The sequence below is a fragment of the Cognatundibacterium jejuense genome, assembly GCF_014284255.1.
Taxonomy (GTDB): Bacteria; Pseudomonadota; Gammaproteobacteria; order Burkholderiales; family Burkholderiaceae_D; genus Undibacterium; species Undibacterium jejuense.
On sequence record NZ_JACOFV010000002.1, the window covers coordinates 228,240 to 243,914 of the forward strand.

Annotated in this window: 18 protein-coding genes and 1 riboswitch; of the genes, 2 read left to right on the forward strand and 16 right to left on the reverse strand. The window is 48.8% G+C overall.

Annotated elements, in window-relative coordinates; genetic code table 11:
- Nucleotides 1-405 precede the first annotated feature (405 nt).
- A complete protein-coding gene (locus H8K32_RS03435; RefSeq protein WP_186911079.1) occupies nt 406-1,140 on the forward strand; it encodes a ribonuclease T2 family protein in 735 nt (244 codons plus the stop codon).
- 173 nt (nt 1,141-1,313) lie between these two features.
- A complete protein-coding gene (locus H8K32_RS03440; protein ID WP_186911080.1) occupies nt 1,314-2,222 on the forward strand; it encodes a hypothetical protein in 909 nt (302 codons plus the stop codon).
- Nucleotides 2,223-2,243: 21 nt separating this feature from the next.
- Here the strand turns inward: H8K32_RS03440 and H8K32_RS03445 are convergent, their stop codons facing one another.
- The 16 genes from H8K32_RS03445 to H8K32_RS03520 form a co-directional block, all read right to left on the reverse strand.
- A complete protein-coding gene (locus H8K32_RS03445) occupies nt 2,244-2,678 on the reverse strand; it encodes a FlxA-like family protein (RefSeq protein WP_186911081.1) in 435 nt (144 codons plus the stop codon).
- A gap of 114 nt (nt 2,679-2,792) precedes the next feature.
- A complete protein-coding gene (locus H8K32_RS03450) occupies nt 2,793-3,584 on the reverse strand; it encodes a slipin family protein (RefSeq protein WP_186911082.1) in 792 nt (263 codons plus the stop codon).
- A gap of 111 nt (nt 3,585-3,695) precedes the next feature.
- The gene (locus H8K32_RS03455; RefSeq protein WP_186911083.1) at nt 3,696-4,037 is read right to left on the reverse strand and encodes a (2Fe-2S) ferredoxin domain-containing protein; all 342 of its coding nucleotides are present in this window, start codon (nt 4,035-4,037) and stop codon (nt 3,696-3,698) included.
- On the reverse strand, nt 4,034-5,086 hold the full coding sequence (gene cobJ, locus H8K32_RS03460) for a precorrin-3B C(17)-methyltransferase (RefSeq protein ID WP_186911084.1): 1,053 nt from the start codon (nt 5,084-5,086) through the stop codon (nt 4,034-4,036). The genes H8K32_RS03455 and cobJ overlap by 4 nt, the downstream gene beginning before the upstream one ends.
- A complete protein-coding gene (locus H8K32_RS03465) occupies nt 5,083-5,556 on the reverse strand; it encodes a cobalamin biosynthesis protein (protein WP_222613005.1) in 474 nt (157 codons plus the stop codon). Before H8K32_RS03465 ends, cobJ begins: the two co-directional genes overlap by 4 nt.
- Complete coding sequence (locus H8K32_RS03470; RefSeq protein WP_186911085.1) at nt 5,516-6,283, reverse strand: cobalamin biosynthesis central domain-containing protein; 768 nt, start codon at nt 6,281-6,283, stop codon at nt 5,516-5,518. Before H8K32_RS03470 ends, H8K32_RS03465 begins: the two co-directional genes overlap by 41 nt.
- Nucleotides 6,280-7,089, reverse strand: a complete 810-nt coding sequence (gene cobI, locus H8K32_RS03475; RefSeq protein ID WP_186911086.1) for a precorrin-2 C(20)-methyltransferase — start codon at nt 7,087-7,089, stop codon at nt 6,280-6,282. The genes H8K32_RS03470 and cobI overlap by 4 nt, the downstream gene beginning before the upstream one ends.
- Nucleotides 7,086-8,390, reverse strand: a complete 1,305-nt coding sequence (cbiE, locus tag H8K32_RS03480) for a precorrin-6y C5,15-methyltransferase (decarboxylating) subunit CbiE (RefSeq protein WP_186911087.1) — start codon at nt 8,388-8,390, stop codon at nt 7,086-7,088. The genes cobI and cbiE overlap by 4 nt, the downstream gene beginning before the upstream one ends.
- A complete protein-coding gene (locus tag H8K32_RS03485) occupies nt 8,384-9,493 on the reverse strand; it encodes a cobalt-precorrin-5B (C(1))-methyltransferase (RefSeq protein ID WP_186911088.1) in 1,110 nt (369 codons plus the stop codon). The genes cbiE and H8K32_RS03485 overlap by 7 nt, the downstream gene beginning before the upstream one ends.
- A complete protein-coding gene (locus tag H8K32_RS03490) occupies nt 9,490-10,161 on the reverse strand; it encodes a precorrin-8X methylmutase (RefSeq protein WP_222613006.1) in 672 nt (223 codons plus the stop codon). Before H8K32_RS03490 ends, H8K32_RS03485 begins: the two co-directional genes overlap by 4 nt.
- Nucleotides 10,162-11,124 (reverse strand): sirohydrochlorin chelatase, encoded by a 963-nt coding sequence (locus H8K32_RS03495; protein WP_186911090.1) that lies wholly within the window; start codon nt 11,122-11,124, stop codon nt 10,162-10,164.
- On the reverse strand, nt 11,121-12,005 hold the full coding sequence (cobM, locus tag H8K32_RS03500) for a precorrin-4 C(11)-methyltransferase (RefSeq protein WP_186911091.1): 885 nt from the start codon (nt 12,003-12,005) through the stop codon (nt 11,121-11,123). Before cobM ends, H8K32_RS03495 begins: the two co-directional genes overlap by 4 nt.
- Complete coding sequence (locus H8K32_RS03505) at nt 12,002-12,661, reverse strand: energy-coupling factor ABC transporter permease (RefSeq protein WP_186911092.1); 660 nt, start codon at nt 12,659-12,661, stop codon at nt 12,002-12,004. Before H8K32_RS03505 ends, cobM begins: the two co-directional genes overlap by 4 nt.
- A 309-nt stretch (nt 12,662-12,970) precedes the next feature.
- Nucleotides 12,971-13,204: riboswitch (cobalamin riboswitch) on the reverse strand.
- Between the two features lie 85 nt (nt 13,205-13,289).
- On the reverse strand, nt 13,290-13,937 hold the full coding sequence (gene pcp, locus H8K32_RS03510) for a pyroglutamyl-peptidase I (RefSeq protein ID WP_186911093.1): 648 nt from the start codon (nt 13,935-13,937) through the stop codon (nt 13,290-13,292).
- A gap of 15 nt (nt 13,938-13,952) precedes the next feature.
- On the reverse strand, nt 13,953-14,942 hold the full coding sequence (locus H8K32_RS03515; protein WP_186911094.1) for a DUF979 domain-containing protein: 990 nt from the start codon (nt 14,940-14,942) through the stop codon (nt 13,953-13,955).
- On the reverse strand, nt 14,942-15,667 hold the full coding sequence (locus tag H8K32_RS03520) for a DUF969 domain-containing protein (RefSeq protein WP_186911095.1): 726 nt from the start codon (nt 15,665-15,667) through the stop codon (nt 14,942-14,944). The genes H8K32_RS03515 and H8K32_RS03520 overlap by 1 nt, the downstream gene beginning before the upstream one ends.
- Between the last annotated feature and the right edge of the window lie 8 nt (nt 15,668-15,675).

A 15,675-nucleotide genomic window follows, 5' to 3' on the forward strand; every position in this document is an offset into this window, starting at 1 on the left:
CCATCCTCCTGCTCAACCATTCTATTGAAACCGCTGAATACGTAGAAATTTACCTTCTGACATCAATAATCAAACTGGCAGTAATTTAAATTTGAGGTTCACCACATCTGGCATTTCTTACATTTAAACAAAAAATAGCTGTCGACAAATGAAGCGCATCAGACAAAGTGGTCTTATCTGCATGTCTTAATGCATGTTTCAATTAAACAACATTATGACAACAAGATTACAATATTAGCTATTTTTTACTAGTTTTCAAGGTTTTTGTTAAAAAATGTCACATCGCTGTCATTTTGACTAAGTAGTTTTGCGTAGTCGCACTATTTCTGCGATATCCAGAGCGCTAAAAAACGTCGCTCAATGACTGCTATTTAACAATTAATTTACTTAATTACTGGAAAACTTATGTTATCTAAACTGATCAAAGCATCTGTCGCACTGATATTGGCGATGCTGGCAAATACCGCAGCACAAGCACAAACAGCAGATTATTTTTTACTTGCAGCATCTTGGGAGCCAGGGTTTTGCGCGACCAACAGTGGCAAATCAGAATGCCAAAACATTCGTGGCACCTATGCTGGTAGTCACTTATCTACACATGGCCTGTGGGCTAGTTCATTTGACGGTAACAATCCACAGTATTGCAATGTGCCTCAACAAGAAATTGATCTCGACAGTGGCAGTACCTGGTGCAGCATGGACCCGTATGGCGCGAGCGCTAGCACATTGAGCAACCTTGCAACCTACATGCCTGGCATCCAATCGTGTCTGGATGATCACGAATGGTATAAACACGGTAGTTGCAGCGGTCAAACACCAGACGATTTTTGGGCAACAACGATCAACCTGATCAAAAGTCTGGGGCAAACGCAATTGAATACCTTCATTGCCAGCAATGCAGGTCGCAACGTTACCCGTGCACAATTGATGCAAGCGGCAACGAATACGTTTGGTAGCTCAGCTAGCTCCGCCATTGCATTCAAATGCGTCAAGAAAAATCGCGTTAGTTATTTGACCGAGGTTTGGACCAATCTGGATCCATCTAGCTTGAATCAGTTCCCAAATGCCAACGCGCTGGTAACGAATGCAAATATCGCAGGAACTTGCCCGGCAACAGGCATTTATATTGCCCGTCCATAATAGGATCTGCAGGACATAGTCGGACATCACCTGCTGCCATTTTCAAGATGACAGCAGGTCTGAGCCTTCAAACATAGTAAAAATCAACACTTGCGCACAGATTTATCCACATAGTTGCACACAGTTTTTACCCATATGCACACAGCATATGCACAAGATATCCACAAGCCAAGATGACTTCAGCACGACTTATTAGCGCCATTACTGCGATCGCCATTTGTTTATTGGCGCTGGTATTCCTGGTATGGCCAAATGACGATTCAGGAAAGTTGGAGAGTAAAAAAATCAATTCAAGCCCTTTACAGCTCCCCATGACGAGTTCCCAACCTCTCATTTCTAAAAAAGAAATACAAAAAGGTCCAGAAACCGATCCGTTGGAGCAATCGCGAGATTTACGCGCTTTGTTTGAAGCAAACAAAAATGCCAAAGATACTGAACATGCGCTGTTGGCATATCGGGCATGGCACACCTGTATGCCCAATCTATTTGGCGCTCGAGCTGCTCTATGGCAACAAAACATGAGTCGTCTTGCTGATGACAGCCCACAAAAAATCGCCTATCAACGCATGCGTACACGATGCCAGCATTTCGCTGATATTGATAACGACACGCTGAAACGTCAACAGCAAGAACTGGCTGGACGTTGGCTACATGGCGATGCCAAAACCACTGGGGAATCCGCATCTCGTCTCATGCAAACTGGTGATTACAAAGCCGCCATGGAAATTGCTCGTGTCGCCTTCAACAGCCATAGACCGCAAGATTTAGCATCGCTAAGCGGATTCGCTTACACGTATTTAAAAGACCAGATTGGCAATGACGAAGATGAAATGCAAGCGCAGTCTTATCGTGCCAAAGCATTTACTATCGCAGCATGTCAAACTGGAATGGCATGCAGCCAGGATTCACTACGCGCGACGGAACACTGCATGTACTCAGGCCAGTGCGAAGGCAGCCTGATTGATCACTACTTGCAAAGCCTGGCAAGTGATCGGGAACGCCAGCAACTCATGGCGCAGAGCAAAAAAATCATCGCAACCATGCAATCCAATGCCGATCTTGAAAGTTTGCTGGCTCCTTAAACGTCGCTATCAAAAAGCAGATCAGGAATATAAATTGATATTCACGCCGACCGTGAGGTTAGCCGCTACCGGCGGCTGCACCGCATCAACACTAATTTGATTTTGTGCAGCTTGGGTACTATGCGTAGCAGAATTAATCGTAGAGGCATGATTAACTGCAGTAACCGGATTGTTGGCGTTTACTCCATTCACCGCATTGACTTGATTGGATTTATTCGCCGTCGTCGAATTTGCAGCGGCTTGCCTGGATTCAATTGCCTGCCTGATACTGCCAATTTTGCTGGAAATTTCAGCAATCTGCTGCTTCCCCTCCGGGGTTTTAGCAGAATCACAATTAACGCAATCAGATAACTGATGCTGATATTGATCTAATTGTGCCTGCAACGCACCAGCAGACGCTGCCGCAGAAGCAGCGCCACCGCTCGACGAACTGGAAGGATCTATCGCTTGTACCATATTGAACTCCTGATCAAAGTCATATCGTCGTCAAATAATGAACCCGGCAAATCAAGACGATGTTTTCTTTGGTCGTACGACAGAACCTTTACTTACACAAAACAATAAAAATTTTTATAGCTCAGGCTTTTCAATTTGTTTCTTGACCAATTTTGCCTCTGAGCTGGCTGTCCAATCAGCAATACCTTTCGCCATAGAAACAAATTCGCTCGGCATCATGATAATCGTGGTGGTGTTTTGCTCCGCGCCAACTTCGGTGATCATTTGCATGCGACGTAGTTCCAGACCGGCTGGGTTTTCCATAATCAAACCCGCGGCTTCGCGTAATTTGAGTGCAGCTTCGAGTTCCGCTTCAGCCTTGATGATACGGGCACGTTTCTCACGCAATGCCTCAGCTTCTTGTGCCATGGCACGTTGCATCGATTCCGGGATTTCGACATTGCGCATTTCTACGCGGGTGACTTTAACGCCCCAGGGTTCTGTCGCGGTATCAATCACCTTACGCATATCAGTGCCGAGACGTTCTTGTTCCTTGAGCACATCATCCAAGGTATGACGACCAATCACGTTGCGCATTGAGGTTAACGCCACTTGCACTACGGCGCCGCCCACATCAACGACTTCAATGACTGATTTAATGGGATCAGTCACCGAATACCAGATCACCACCGTCACTTTGACAGGCACATTGTCTTTGGTGATGGTTTCTTGCTGATCAACCGAGGTGGTTATCGTTCGAATATCCACCATTCTTTGCCATTCGATTGCAGGGATCAGCCAGTACAAACCCGGACCACGGATGCCTTGTAATTTACCCAGCCTGAATACGACCCCGCGTTGATATTGATTCGCGACTCTAAAACCAGCCAGTACAAAAATAAGGACGACAAATAAGACGAAGAACATGATATTTCTCTCTCAATGAAATCTGCACTTGCGCTGCTTCGAATGAAACAGCAGCCTGAACAAAATTGCTAAAGAGATTGTATGCCTTGCATCGGTACAAGTCACTGAGAATTACGCGCAACCAGGGCCGCGATGAAATACCAACTCCTCTACCGCTTCTCCGCCAACCAGATGCTGTTCAATGATCTTATCCATGTTTTGCGGCGTGACATTGTAGTACCACAAACCATCCGGTTGCACGCACATCACCGGCCCACCTTTGCAGGCAGCGAAGCAACTCACGCGGCTGCGCTTAACCCGTAACTCACCTTCACTCAGACCAGCCGCCTTGAATTTATCCCCAAGGCTATCGAATAAGGCCTGTGCTGCGCCGTCTTCAGCACAACGTGGCCCCGTACAAATCAGAATATGCCGTTTGTATGCGCCAATTTTTGGTTTCACGACTTCACTCATGCTTCCCCCTCCATCACCATTTCTGTCGCACCATCATTGCTTGAAGATTCCACCGCTTGTTCCAACGTACTCTGTATATAGTCAAGCGGCAAATGGTGGCGCTTTGCTAATTCGATCGCACTGATACCTGCTTGATGATCCGCATGCAAATTCTCCAGCCAGCCAGTTAAACCAGTCGATAAAGAGCGACCTGCTTTTTCACCTTCATGGGTAGCATGACCATCCATAGAGTATTTGTTGGCATAACCACGCGGGGTTACCATGCGCCCTTCGCGGATGAAGGTATTACTGTTACCAATCAACACCGTCGTCAACATGCCAATGTCGCAATCGCTCATTTTTTCCAGGGTAGTGAATTCGATTCTCTGCTTGGGACGATAAGCTGATTTCACGATAGCGACTGGCGTATTCGGATCGCGGTGTCTCAAAAATAATCGTTGTGCCTCAACAATCTGTTGTGTACGGCGACCACTCTTAGGGTTGTACAAAGCACAAACAAAATCTGCGGCAGCCGCAGCATCCAGCCGGCGTGCAATGACAGTCCACGGTGTCAACAAATCAGACAAAGAAATCGAACAAAAATCATGCGTCAGTGGTGCCCCGACCAATGATGCGCAAGTGTTCAGGGCAGAAGCACCGGGAACGATTTCAACCTCAACGCCAGTCGCTGGTGTCCAGCCAGCCTGAAATAAGACCTCAAAGGTCGGCCCTGCCATACCATACACGCCCGCATCGCCAGAAGAAATCAAGGCGACCTTTTTGCCTTGCTGCGCAAATTCCAGCGCATGAATTGCTCTGTCCAATTCTTCGGTCATGGATTTACGGATGATTTCTTTACCAACAATCAAATCCGCAACCAGCTTGATGTAAGTTACGTAGCCGATGATGGTGTCGGCTTCGGCGATGACATCACGCGCTCGCTGGGTCATGTGTGCGTGACTGCCGGGACCGATGCCGACCAGAGAAATTTTCCCGCCAGATTGACGCGATGGTGATATGTCGATTTCCTCGGCAGTAGCTTGCTGCTCAGTCTGAACTAGTTGATTCATGATGGAATTTCCGCAATTGAAATAGTGACGTTCTTACCGCAAACGCCTTGATGTTTATATTTCTCCAGAACTAATGCTGGAGCTGCCTGGGTTGACTTTTGTATATTCATCGCTGGCTGATAACCCGCCCCCAATAAAGCTGCCGCTTCTGATACCGAAGGCGTGCCTACGTACTTCAAGACCGTCATTGATGGATTAGCAACCGGCACTTTAGCTAACTCATGTGCGGGGTAACACTGCCAAGCTAAGCCAAGACGTTTTGCCAAGGCGATGAAAGCAAATTCATCTGCCTTCAGATCAATCGTTGCGACACACATGATCTGCGACTCATGTGCAGATATCAGTTGCAAGGCTTGCGTCAAAGCCGTCTGCACGGTCAGCAAAGGTGTGTCGCGGTCACATCCGAGACCAATACTGTAATAGCGCATATCAGGCAGTAACCGGAGGACGGTAAACAACCAGACGTTCATGCAGTTGTTCCCAACAGGCGCGAGTGATAACTTGATGCGTGACCCATAACACCGCTGAGAATTTGCTGACATCGACGTCGTCAAAGCGGTCAAACAAATGAATATTGGGGGGCAAGGGATTTGTCCGATTCCACCAGTTTTTTTGTCCGGCTTCCTGCACAAAAGCAATTGCATCGCCGTTCACCACATGAGCAGAGACGCGGGTGATATTGATTTTGGGTGCTTCCACCTGCCAACCCAAGTCACGACCGAGAATATCAACCGGAATTGTTTTACCTACGTCAGATGCGGTGGTCAGTACAGGGGTCGCCTGCAATAAGGTGGCAATCTTTTCTGCCCATTCGTTCGCACCGCCCACATGACCCGACAAAACGGGAATAACGAATTGCGCGGCATCGTCGACCACAATCACGCCGGGATCCTCGTCTTTGTTTTTCAGATGAGGCGCGATCAAACGTACTACAGCACCAAGTGATACAAAAAATACGACCTGATCAAAATCCGCCATCAATACCGCAATTTCATCGCGAAACGCGCCCGTATAGGCGCGTACCGGATTGCTGATATTGTTCATCAAACCAGAAAATTTTTCTGCAACACAGACATGAGCCTGAGGCAAAAGCTGCGCCAAAGCGGCTGTTTGCTGTGCGCCATGCTTTGTAATCGCTACCAAGACAATCCGTGGTTCATCCGGAGTAAACTGAATCACTTCGTTATTTGTATTCATGCTGGGATTTCCTGTCTATTTTCGTCGAAAACTACACTTTCATTGGCAACCAAGCTGTCGATTTTCCGGCAGCCACGTAACAACTCACCGCGTTCTCGCTGAGGATTTTTAACGATGAGCAAAGACAAATAATTGACCTTCTCACCTTTGAGCGTCGCCACATCCGTCACGATACGTTCGACTGGCGAACCGGCTTTTTCTATGAAGCGTGCATGTGGTAATAAATCACGGCGTGCTAATAAATCAATCAGGTCATCGAGTAAAGGCTTCACCTTCATCAGCACCAAGGTGTCGAAATCATTCAACATACTTTCCACCGCGCCGATGCCGTAAGCGGCAGGGACAATCGCAATGGTGTCGTCTTGTTCCGACAGCGGTATTTGCAAAGTTGCGCAAGCTGCATTGAACGAATTCACGCCAGCGATAATCTCAATATCCGCTGTCGCATCAAGCTCGAGCAAAGTACGAGCGAGATAACAAAAGCTGGCGTAGGTTGAAGCATCGCCTTCAACCAAAAATAAAACATCGCGTCCGGATTGCAATAATTGTTGAACTGTTTGCGCAGCCTTGAGCCAATGACGTGCGAGCTTTTCGACATCATGCGTCATCGGGAATAACAAAGCCTGGTGCTGTTCTGGCAAAGGCAAACCAGCACGTAGAACGATATCTAAGGCGTAGCTTTCTTTGCGCAAACTACGGATAGGATAGGTCCACACCGTATCAGGGCGCTGTAATTGCAGCCACGCGCTACGCGTGATCAAACCAGGATCCCCCGGCCCCAGCGATAAGGCAATCAACTTGCTCATACGTCCGCCCTGGCTTGCGCACACACCAGCCACACAGGATTTTCTGCCGCCATTCTATGCATATGCAATATTGGTTTGCTACGTGACGCTTGCAGGCTGATCACATCCCACTCTGCATCCGTCTGCTTTAAGACGGTGATGGCGGTGGAGAGATTTTCGAGTGTGACGAAATTCATTACTAACTTGCCATTTGGTCGAAGACGTTGCAAACAAAGTGAGATGAGTTCATTCAACTCCCCGCCAGAACCGCCGATAAAAATCGCATCAGGCACTGGCCAATGCTCCATGCCAGCAGGCGCTTTGTCGTGGACTAAGGTGTAATTACTGAGGCCAAACCGACGCCAATTCGACAAGGCGATTTGACTATCTTCGGGATTTTTTTCTATCGCATAGACATGACCACGGCGACACAAGCGTGCCGCCTCCAAACCGACCGAACCGGAACCTGCGCCGATATCCCACACAATGCTATCCGCACGCAATTGCAGACGCGCCAGCGATACCGCGCGAACTTCTTGCTTGGTGATCAGACCCTTTTCTGGATGTCTTTGATGAAACTGGTCATCAGCAAGGCCAAACAGCACCGGTTCTCTTTGCATATCAGTGCGCCACAGCAGCATCACATTTGGATCACCAAAGCGCATTTCAGTCGCGGCAGAGACACTAATATCGGTGACGATACGTTCCTCATCCTGACAAAGGCGTTCACATACCGCCATCTCATAATCGTCTTGCAGACCTTCGATGACCAACATACGTGCAATCCTGTCCGGTGCATTGTCTGGCCCGGTTAAGATCGCTAGCCGTGCATGCTGCCGTATATCTTGCATCAAACCGTACATACCGTGACTGGCGTCGCTACCTTGCGTCCATTCACCCGCATCTTTTGCATGTACTGAACTAAATTTCATTTGCTGCCACGGCATGCCCAAGCGGGCACACGCCAATTGCAAGGTCGATACATTGGGAATCACTTCTATCGCTTCGATACATAAATGCGCAGCCAAATAGGCAGCGATGCCATAGCATAAGGGATCGCCTGTCGCCAGCACCACCACTCTTAAGCCATCGCTCTGCGCGGCACGTATCCATTCAGGGACCTGAGATAGTGCGCCGCTCAGCGGCCTTTGCTCTGCTGTGGGTGCAATATGGTTTTGAAATATTTCCAGCGTGCGTCGTGCACCGATAATCATCTGCGCATTTTGTATATGCAACAAAGCATTAGCGGATAAGCTGGCGATGCCGTCGTCGAGCACCCCAACAATACGGCAGCGTGGATGGGTAGGTAAGCTGTCTAACATAAATTTTCTGACCTTACTTCTGCAATCTTGCGACCATCGAAATCGCAGACCAGTACATGTAATTGAAATTGATCCGGATAGCGCGCGTTCAGCGTCTCAATCACGCGCTCCGCCAATACCGTATGAAATGCCACAGAAAGACCTAGTAATTCCATCTGCTCGCTGGCATACCTCGCGGTTTCTCCGGCAGCAATCGCCGCGCAGACTTCAGCTGGTGCGCCGAGGCCAGTTGCAATGTTTGCCAACAAACCGGTATCCACTTCAGCGCGTCCGGCGTGGGTAATTTCTTCACCTTGGGCAATCTTGGTGAGCTTGCCGACCATGCCACCGATGATGACTTTTTTGATGTGATGCCGGCTGGCAGCACTCATGGCATAGCGTAAAAAATCGCCCATTTGCACAAACGCCGCAGCGGGCAAATGCGGCATTTCGTCCATGACAAATTTTTCTGTACGACCGCCAGTGGTCAATACCACGACATCATGCCCCAGCGTGCTTGCGACTTGCACGCCTTGCACCACACTGGCTCGATAAGCCGCCGTTGAATAAGGTTTAACGATGCCAGTGGTGCCCAGGATAGAAATACCACCAAGAATGCCCAAACGTGCATTGAGCGTCTTCTTCGCCATTTCTACGCCTTGCGGAACAGAAATCATAATTTCTATCCCGGCGTCGTCCAATAAGCCTGAAGCGACGGCCTTCACATTCGCAAGAATATTCTTGCGCGGCACTGGATTAATGGCCGGACCACCAACCTCTAAACCCAAGCCCGGCATGGTTACTGTACCAACACCAAAGCCACCCGAGAGCAATAATTGCCCCGCCTCCGGCAACAAACGCAAATCGGCAGTCAGATGTGCTTTGTCGGTACAATCGGGATCATCGCCAGCATCCTTGATCACCATGGCATGGGCACGTTGTCCGTCGCAATATCCATCCTGTACCGCAAAAGCCACCAGATCACCATTCGGTAAACAACATTCAACCTGATCCGGTACGCTGCCAGTGACTAAGCCTATCGCAGCAGCCCGTGCCGCCGCAGCAGAACACGCACCCGTCGTAAAACCAGTACGGGTACCACGCGGCGTCTCTTTCTTCATCATGGATGTTCAGCAGCCTCAGCCAGACCAAGTAAGGCATGAATCGCTGCCACTACTAAGGTCGACCCACCTTTACGACCACGAATCACGATCCAGGGCACTTGCTGTTCCAACGCCATCAAGTCTTTCGATTCCGCCGCCGAGACAAACCCGACTGGCATCCCCACCACGAGTGCAGGACGTACCCCGCGTTCATGAATCAGTCTGACCAGTTCGATCAAGGCAGTCGGTGCATTGCCTATACCAACAATCGCGCCATCCAATAAACCTAAATGATGCGCACGTCGCATCGCCTGAACAGCGCGCGTCGTTCCTTGCTCTTTTGCATCAGCAATGACTTGTGGCTCCGAAATAAACTGATGCGTTGTCATATTGAAATGCGCGAGTCGTGGTTGCGATAAGCCGACGCAGATCATTTCTACATCAGCAACAACACGCGATGTTCTGCTGCGTATCGCCGCCACACCCGCACGTATCGCATCGGGGTGAAAATCCGTTAAGCCATTGAAATCAAAGTCTGCATTCGCATGAATCATGCGCCTGACGACTGGCCATTGCTCCGCAGTATAAGAATGGCTGCGCACTTCACTGTCAATCACGGCAAACGAATCATGTTCTATCGCGCGTCCGGCAGCGGTGAGCTGTTCGGTGATCACGTTATTGTTCATCATTTATCCTGCTACCGAATCTGCGGCATGGGGGTGGTCGTGGTGATCATGATGTTCATGGTGGTGCGCATGGTACGCATGTCCGTGATCATGAGTATGCTCATGATCATGGTGGTGATGCTGCGCATCATCGTGATGATGTCCACCTAAACCATGTTCGACCGCAAAATCACGGAACTTACAGCCATCACAAGGCATTTTTGAATCCTGATGTCCATGCTGCAAATCATGTACACGCTGTTCCAGCAATTCAAAGACTTCTTTTTCAAATCCAAAATAAGTGCTCGCGGTAAAGCGTATGTGTGGATATTGCATCTTCAAATGCTCAACCTGACGTTTGATGCGTTCGACCAGCGTGCCGTTGTACAAATAATAAGGCAGCACAACAATCTGCGTCATTCCCAGCATGTTTTGCCGTTGAACGACTTTTTCTATACGAGGATAAGTGATGCCGGTGAAAGCCAAATCGACCAATTCATGATCACCTTCTTCCATTAACCAGCGCGCCATTTTTGCCATGTCACCGTTAGCTTGACGGTCAGACGAGCCGCGCCCCAAAACGATGACACCTGTCGTCGTCGGATCGGGCATATCTAAAGCTTGCATCGCTTTGCGTAAGCGGCGTTTGAGGATGCTCAGGATAGGATCACAAGCCGTTAAGTGCGGTGCGTATAAAAACAGCGTTTGCGGAAACTTGATCCGCGCGCCATCAATCGCTTGCGGAATATCCATTTTCACGTGCCCCGCCGCATTTAAAATAAGCGGCAATACCAACACACGATCTGCGTGTTCTGCGGCGCGTGCCAGGCCAACACTCATCGTGACTTCAGAAAATTCGATGAAGCAAACCTCAATGCGCCAATCAGGTTGACGCAAACGCCATTGCGCTGCGAACTCTAAAATTTCATCATTGCCGGAAGCCTCGCGGGAACCATGTCCGACTAACAAAATCGTATCTTTTTTCATAAACTCTCTATTGAATGAGGAGTGGCCGCGCTATTTGCATCAGGCGACGAAGGGGCAGCATCAGCATTGGTGGTCGCCGTGACACTGGCGCGACGAAAGCGATGAGTAAAACTAGCGTCATACAGCTTTGATTTGATCAGAGTCGTCCATTGCCGCGCCCCTAACGTCGGGCTGGCAATAATCATGGCCTGGCTTGCCACTTTCGCTTCACGACACAATTGTTGTATCGTTGAAATCGTGCCACGGATGATTTTTTCCTGTTCTGGCCAACTGGCTTTGTGGACGACCAATATTGGTGCATCAGGAGACCAGCCAGCGGCGATCAGCGATGCCGTTACCCGTCCGAGTAAAGTGATACTCAAGAAAATGCACAGCGTCGTGTGATGGCTGGCAAGTTCTTCCAGCGATTCACCTTCTGGCATCGGCGTGCGCCCTTCCACTCGCGTCAAAATGACGGTTTGGGTGATCTCGGGTAAAGTCAGACTCTCGACCGCAGCCGCGGCGGATGCCATTGCCGACGACACGCCAGGCACGACTTGTACCGCAATACCCGCTGCATCCAGCGGTTGAACAACTTCAATCAACGCACCATATAAACCCGGATCTCCGGTTTGCAGTCGTATCACGGTTTGGTGTTGATGTGCCTGCGCTATCAGCCATGTCGCCATTTGCTCCAGAGTCATTTCTTTAGAATCAGCAATCACGCAACCAGGCGGCGCCCAGCGCGTGGCGGCTTCATTCACCAGTGACCCGGCAAACAAAATGGCACCAGCACGGGCAATCAGATCGCGTCCTTTGACTGTCAACAGATCAGGATCACCCGGTCCCGCACCAACAAACCAGACCGTGCCGGGTTTGTCAGTCGTCTCAATCTGCTTCATACGTCAGAACTAGACGCGATGGAAGGAGCAGACAGCGTGCCTTCGGACAAGCACAAGGCGACTAATTTGCTATGCGAGAAACGACGTACCAGCCATAAAATACCCAGGCTAAAAACCGGCTCCAGCAACACCAAGCTCAGATAACTGGAAGCAAATTGAGCCCATGCCAGAAGCGAGGTCGCGGGGTTGGAAATCGCTAACCAAAAGCCCACCATCAAAGTAACGCCGCTGTAATACATGGCATCGAGTTTGAGCAAGGTAGTGACATTAACGCTCTGCAACTTGCGTCCAAAGCTGTAATGCATCGCCATGAGAGGTACTGCAAGGCTCAGACTATTCACTGCCAGATGCACCAGATCTTGTGGTTCAAATAAAGCGCCTTGCAACAACAAGCCTAGTGCAAAGCCAAACAAAGTAGGCAAAAATCCAAAACTCAGATAAATAGGAATAGCACCAATAAAATGCAGTTCCGATGGCCCCACTTGCATGTGGAAGGCCTGCATAAACATAGAGAAGAAAATAGCCGCCAGCGCTGTACGCAATAGCAAAGCGGGGCGACAAAATAATTGCGGTAAATAGCCGAGATATACTGCGGATGCAGTCACAGCGGCAAAAGCCAGTTTAGCCGGAGCAATAATGCCTGGTTCGATATGCATAGCGATTCCTCATCAAAAGAGTCAATCATCGCCAGCGCGTGTCATCATCAAGAATGATGAATAGAAAAAAATAACATCTCTCTTTGATCCTTAGCTAAGCCAGAATCAAAATCAAAACAAAGGCGCAACAGCATATAGCAAAAGCCAAAGCAAAAGCCAAAGCCATTGAAACTCAGGAACGCCAATTGAGAGTACGAACGTCATTTTTCACCCGCACACCCGCGTGGCAAAAAATGGCAATCTGGGAAAAGAAATGGATACGGAACGCGTGCGCAAGCACGGATTACGCAAGCATCGCCCACCGCGAAATTGCCGCTAGTGCATAAGGCCGGTATCAGGACTGATGAGCGGAAAAAATTCCAGCTGACGCGCCTTCCCATGTAAAAAACACAGTGGCATATTGCGCAGCATTAACCGAAGTTAACTCATTTACCTTTGCGGGGGCAGTGCCGGGTTTGCGATGAAACTGAAATCATCGACGCACCGGCTTCCCGTTTAATTTTTTTGCGGAAAACAAAAAAACACCTTAACACGATAAGAATTCTACCTGATTTTTTTATGAATCTGAAACAACTTATTGCGCTGATTTTTCAAAACGCTTTGACAACACAGAAATTCTGAAACCGTTTTAATGCGTAATTCCGCCGCTGACGTGAATATCATGCGCAGTGTGCAGTGTTGTTTCTAACATCAATCGTATTGCTGCCGTCATCGTTGTGACTGCCATGCTTGCTGCCCCCGGATGAGCAGCAGCCTGATCCGGTGTATACGGCACATGAACAAAACCCGCACGCTTTACGCTTGGGTGGTTAGGCAATAAATGCATCAAGCCATAGAACACGTGATTGCAGACATAGGTACCGGCGGTATGCGATACCGATGCCGGAATACCGTGCTGCCGCAAAGCTTGTACGATGGCTTTGATCGGCAAACTACTGAAATAGCCTACCGGGCCATGTTCTGCTACCGGCGTATCGATCGGTTGCTGCCCGATATTATCGGGAATTCTCGCATCGTTAATATTAATCGCTACCCGCTCAACCGTGATATCGGCACGCCCCCCAGCCTGCCCCAGACTCAACACGACTTCTGGCTGGTGCGCACGCATTGCATCCTCCAGCACTTGCAAGCAAACATCGAACTCAGATGGAAGTTGAAGGCTGATAATCCGTGCATCGTCGATCATCTGGCCATCGAGCACCTGCACCGCATCCCACGAGGGATTCGTCTTCTCAGCACCAAATGGGGCAAAGCCGGTCAATAAAATTTTTCGCATCAAAACCACCACACTTCATTTTAAAAAAGCTAAAAAGTACATCAGCACAATATTGCAAGCCAATACCATCAGCGCCGTTGGTATCTGTGTCTTAATTACCAGATACTTATCTTTTAACTCCAATAATGCTGCAGGCACAATATTGTAGTTGGCGGCCATTGGTGTCATTAAAGTACCACAATAACCGGAGAACATCCCTATTGCGACCACAACAGCAGGATTTGCATGTTGACCAATAATCAAAAATGGCAATGCTATCCCGGCGGTCATAATCGGAAATGCCGCAAAGCCATTTCCCATAATCATCGTCATGATCGCCATACCAACACAATAAGCAATGACAACGCCAATACGACTTTCCGGATTGACCACCAGACTCATCAGGTTTTGTATCGACTGACCAGTATGTGCAGCAACGAAAACCCCACCCAGCATCGCCAACAATTGTGGCAACACCAAAGCCCACCCCAGCGCATCAATCAAACGACGAGACTCGCGCACTGCCTGCAACGGAGTGCCACGTGTCACTAAACATGAGAAACCCAATGCGCCAATACAAGCAAGAATCAAAGAAGCCAGCGTCAAATTAGATTGATCCAGCAAATACCAATCACCGAAGCATATCGTTTTACCGAACAAGGTCAGCAACACGGTCAACACGGGGATCGCTAACGCGGGCAAGAAAATTTTCATGCCTATTTTTTTTAATTTCTCCTGGAATTCTGCATCCGGCAAAAAACGATGCGCGCCCATACCTAGAAAATTAAATCCCGCAATCAGTGCCAGCAATAAAACGATAACGCCATTGATGCGATAAGCGAGTGATTTGCCAAGCTGCGCGACCATCAGGTCACCGAATAAAAAACTGACGCTGAACAAAAACCAGAACAAACCGGTTGCTCCGCGTTTAGGATTCGATTCATCGCGCCATGTCATCAATGCGACCAACAGCAAAATCGTACCGATGACATAAAAAATAAAGTGGATATTAAAAATGCTATTCATTATGCGCTCGCTTTCACAATTGCTTGCTGTGCCAGACGCCATGCCTGAACCTCGGTCGCAATTTTTGCGTCCAGACGTGACAGTCTGACCAGATGAATCAGCAAGGCGGCAATCGCGGTTGGCAGTCCCCATAAGCCGACGGTCAATGGTTCAATCTGGCCAACGCCGTTTTCTTTCAAAAATGTCGTCATCAATAACACAGCGCCAAACGCAATAAAGACATCCTCACCAAAAAACAAGGCGATGTTGTCACAGGCCGCTGCATGCGCCGCAATCCGGTCGCGGAGTTCTGGTGGCAAATCACCGTAAGCATTTTGCGCCACACCTTCTGCCATCGGTACCAACAAAGGACGTACTGTCTGCGCTTGTCCACCTAAGCTTAACAAACCCAGCATTGCAGTTAATTCACGCACAACAAAGTACAGCATCAAAATTCTTCCGGTGGTGGCGCTGCGTATGCCACTGACCCATTCTTGCGCGCGCTCGCGCAAGCCATAGTGTTCTAAAAGACCAATAATGGGCAGAATAAGAATAGAACTGGACAACTGCCGGCTATTTAAAAATTTCTCGCCAAAGGTTTCTAATAAAGTGCCAAAATCCAGACCTACCGCTAGACCTGTCACCAGCCCGGCGAGCGTGACGACCATTAAAGGATTAAAGCGAAAAGCAAATCCAAGCACGATGATGGGAATGCCGATGAGCGGTAAATAAAGTTGTATATCCATGTGTTTGT

What these genes read in the sequence shown, in the direction of transcription:
- H8K32_RS03520 (WP_186911095.1), bottom strand. Translation starts at nt 15,667, where the DNA reads ATGGATATACAACTTTATTTACCGCTCATCGGCATTCCCATCATCGTG.
- H8K32_RS03505 (WP_186911092.1), bottom strand. Translation starts at nt 12,661, where the DNA reads ATGCATATCGAACCAGGCATTATTGCTCCGGCTAAACTGGCTTTTGCC.
- pcp (WP_186911093.1), bottom strand. Translation starts at nt 13,937, where the DNA reads ATGCGAAAAATTTTATTGACCGGCTTTGCCCCATTTGGTGCTGAGAAG.
- H8K32_RS03495 (WP_186911090.1), bottom strand. Translation starts at nt 11,124, where the DNA reads ATGAAAAAAGATACGATTTTGTTAGTCGGACATGGTTCCCGCGAGGCT.
- H8K32_RS03435 (WP_186911079.1), top strand. Translation starts at nt 406, where the DNA reads ATGTTATCTAAACTGATCAAAGCATCTGTCGCACTGATATTGGCGATG.
- cobI (WP_186911086.1), bottom strand. Translation starts at nt 7,089, where the DNA reads ATGAGCAAGTTGATTGCCTTATCGCTGGGGCCGGGGGATCCTGGTTTG.
- H8K32_RS03455 (WP_186911083.1), bottom strand. Translation starts at nt 4,037, where the DNA reads ATGAGTGAAGTCGTGAAACCAAAAATTGGCGCATACAAACGGCATATT.
- cobJ (WP_186911084.1), bottom strand. Translation starts at nt 5,086, where the DNA reads ATGAATCAACTAGTTCAGACTGAGCAGCAAGCTACTGCCGAGGAAATC.
- H8K32_RS03490 (WP_222613006.1), bottom strand. Translation starts at nt 10,161, where the DNA reads ATGATGAACAATAACGTGATCACCGAACAGCTCACCGCTGCCGGACGC.
- cobM (WP_186911091.1), bottom strand. Translation starts at nt 12,005, where the DNA reads ATGAAGCAGATTGAGACGACTGACAAACCCGGCACGGTCTGGTTTGTT.
- H8K32_RS03445 (WP_186911081.1), bottom strand. Translation starts at nt 2,678, where the DNA reads ATGGTACAAGCGATAGATCCTTCCAGTTCGTCGAGCGGTGGCGCTGCT.
- H8K32_RS03450 (WP_186911082.1), bottom strand. Translation starts at nt 3,584, where the DNA reads ATGTTCTTCGTCTTATTTGTCGTCCTTATTTTTGTACTGGCTGGTTTT.
- H8K32_RS03465 (WP_222613005.1), bottom strand. Translation starts at nt 5,556, where the DNA reads ATGAACGTCTGGTTGTTTACCGTCCTCCGGTTACTGCCTGATATGCGC.
- H8K32_RS03515 (WP_186911094.1), bottom strand. Translation starts at nt 14,942, where the DNA reads ATGAATAGCATTTTTAATATCCACTTTATTTTTTATGTCATCGGTACG.
- H8K32_RS03485 (WP_186911088.1), bottom strand. Translation starts at nt 9,493, where the DNA reads ATGATGAAGAAAGAGACGCCGCGTGGTACCCGTACTGGTTTTACGACG.
- H8K32_RS03440 (WP_186911080.1), top strand. Translation starts at nt 1,314, where the DNA reads ATGACTTCAGCACGACTTATTAGCGCCATTACTGCGATCGCCATTTGT.
- cbiE (WP_186911087.1), bottom strand. Translation starts at nt 8,390, where the DNA reads ATGTTAGACAGCTTACCTACCCATCCACGCTGCCGTATTGTTGGGGTG.
- H8K32_RS03470 (WP_186911085.1), bottom strand. Translation starts at nt 6,283, where the DNA reads ATGAATACAAATAACGAAGTGATTCAGTTTACTCCGGATGAACCACGG.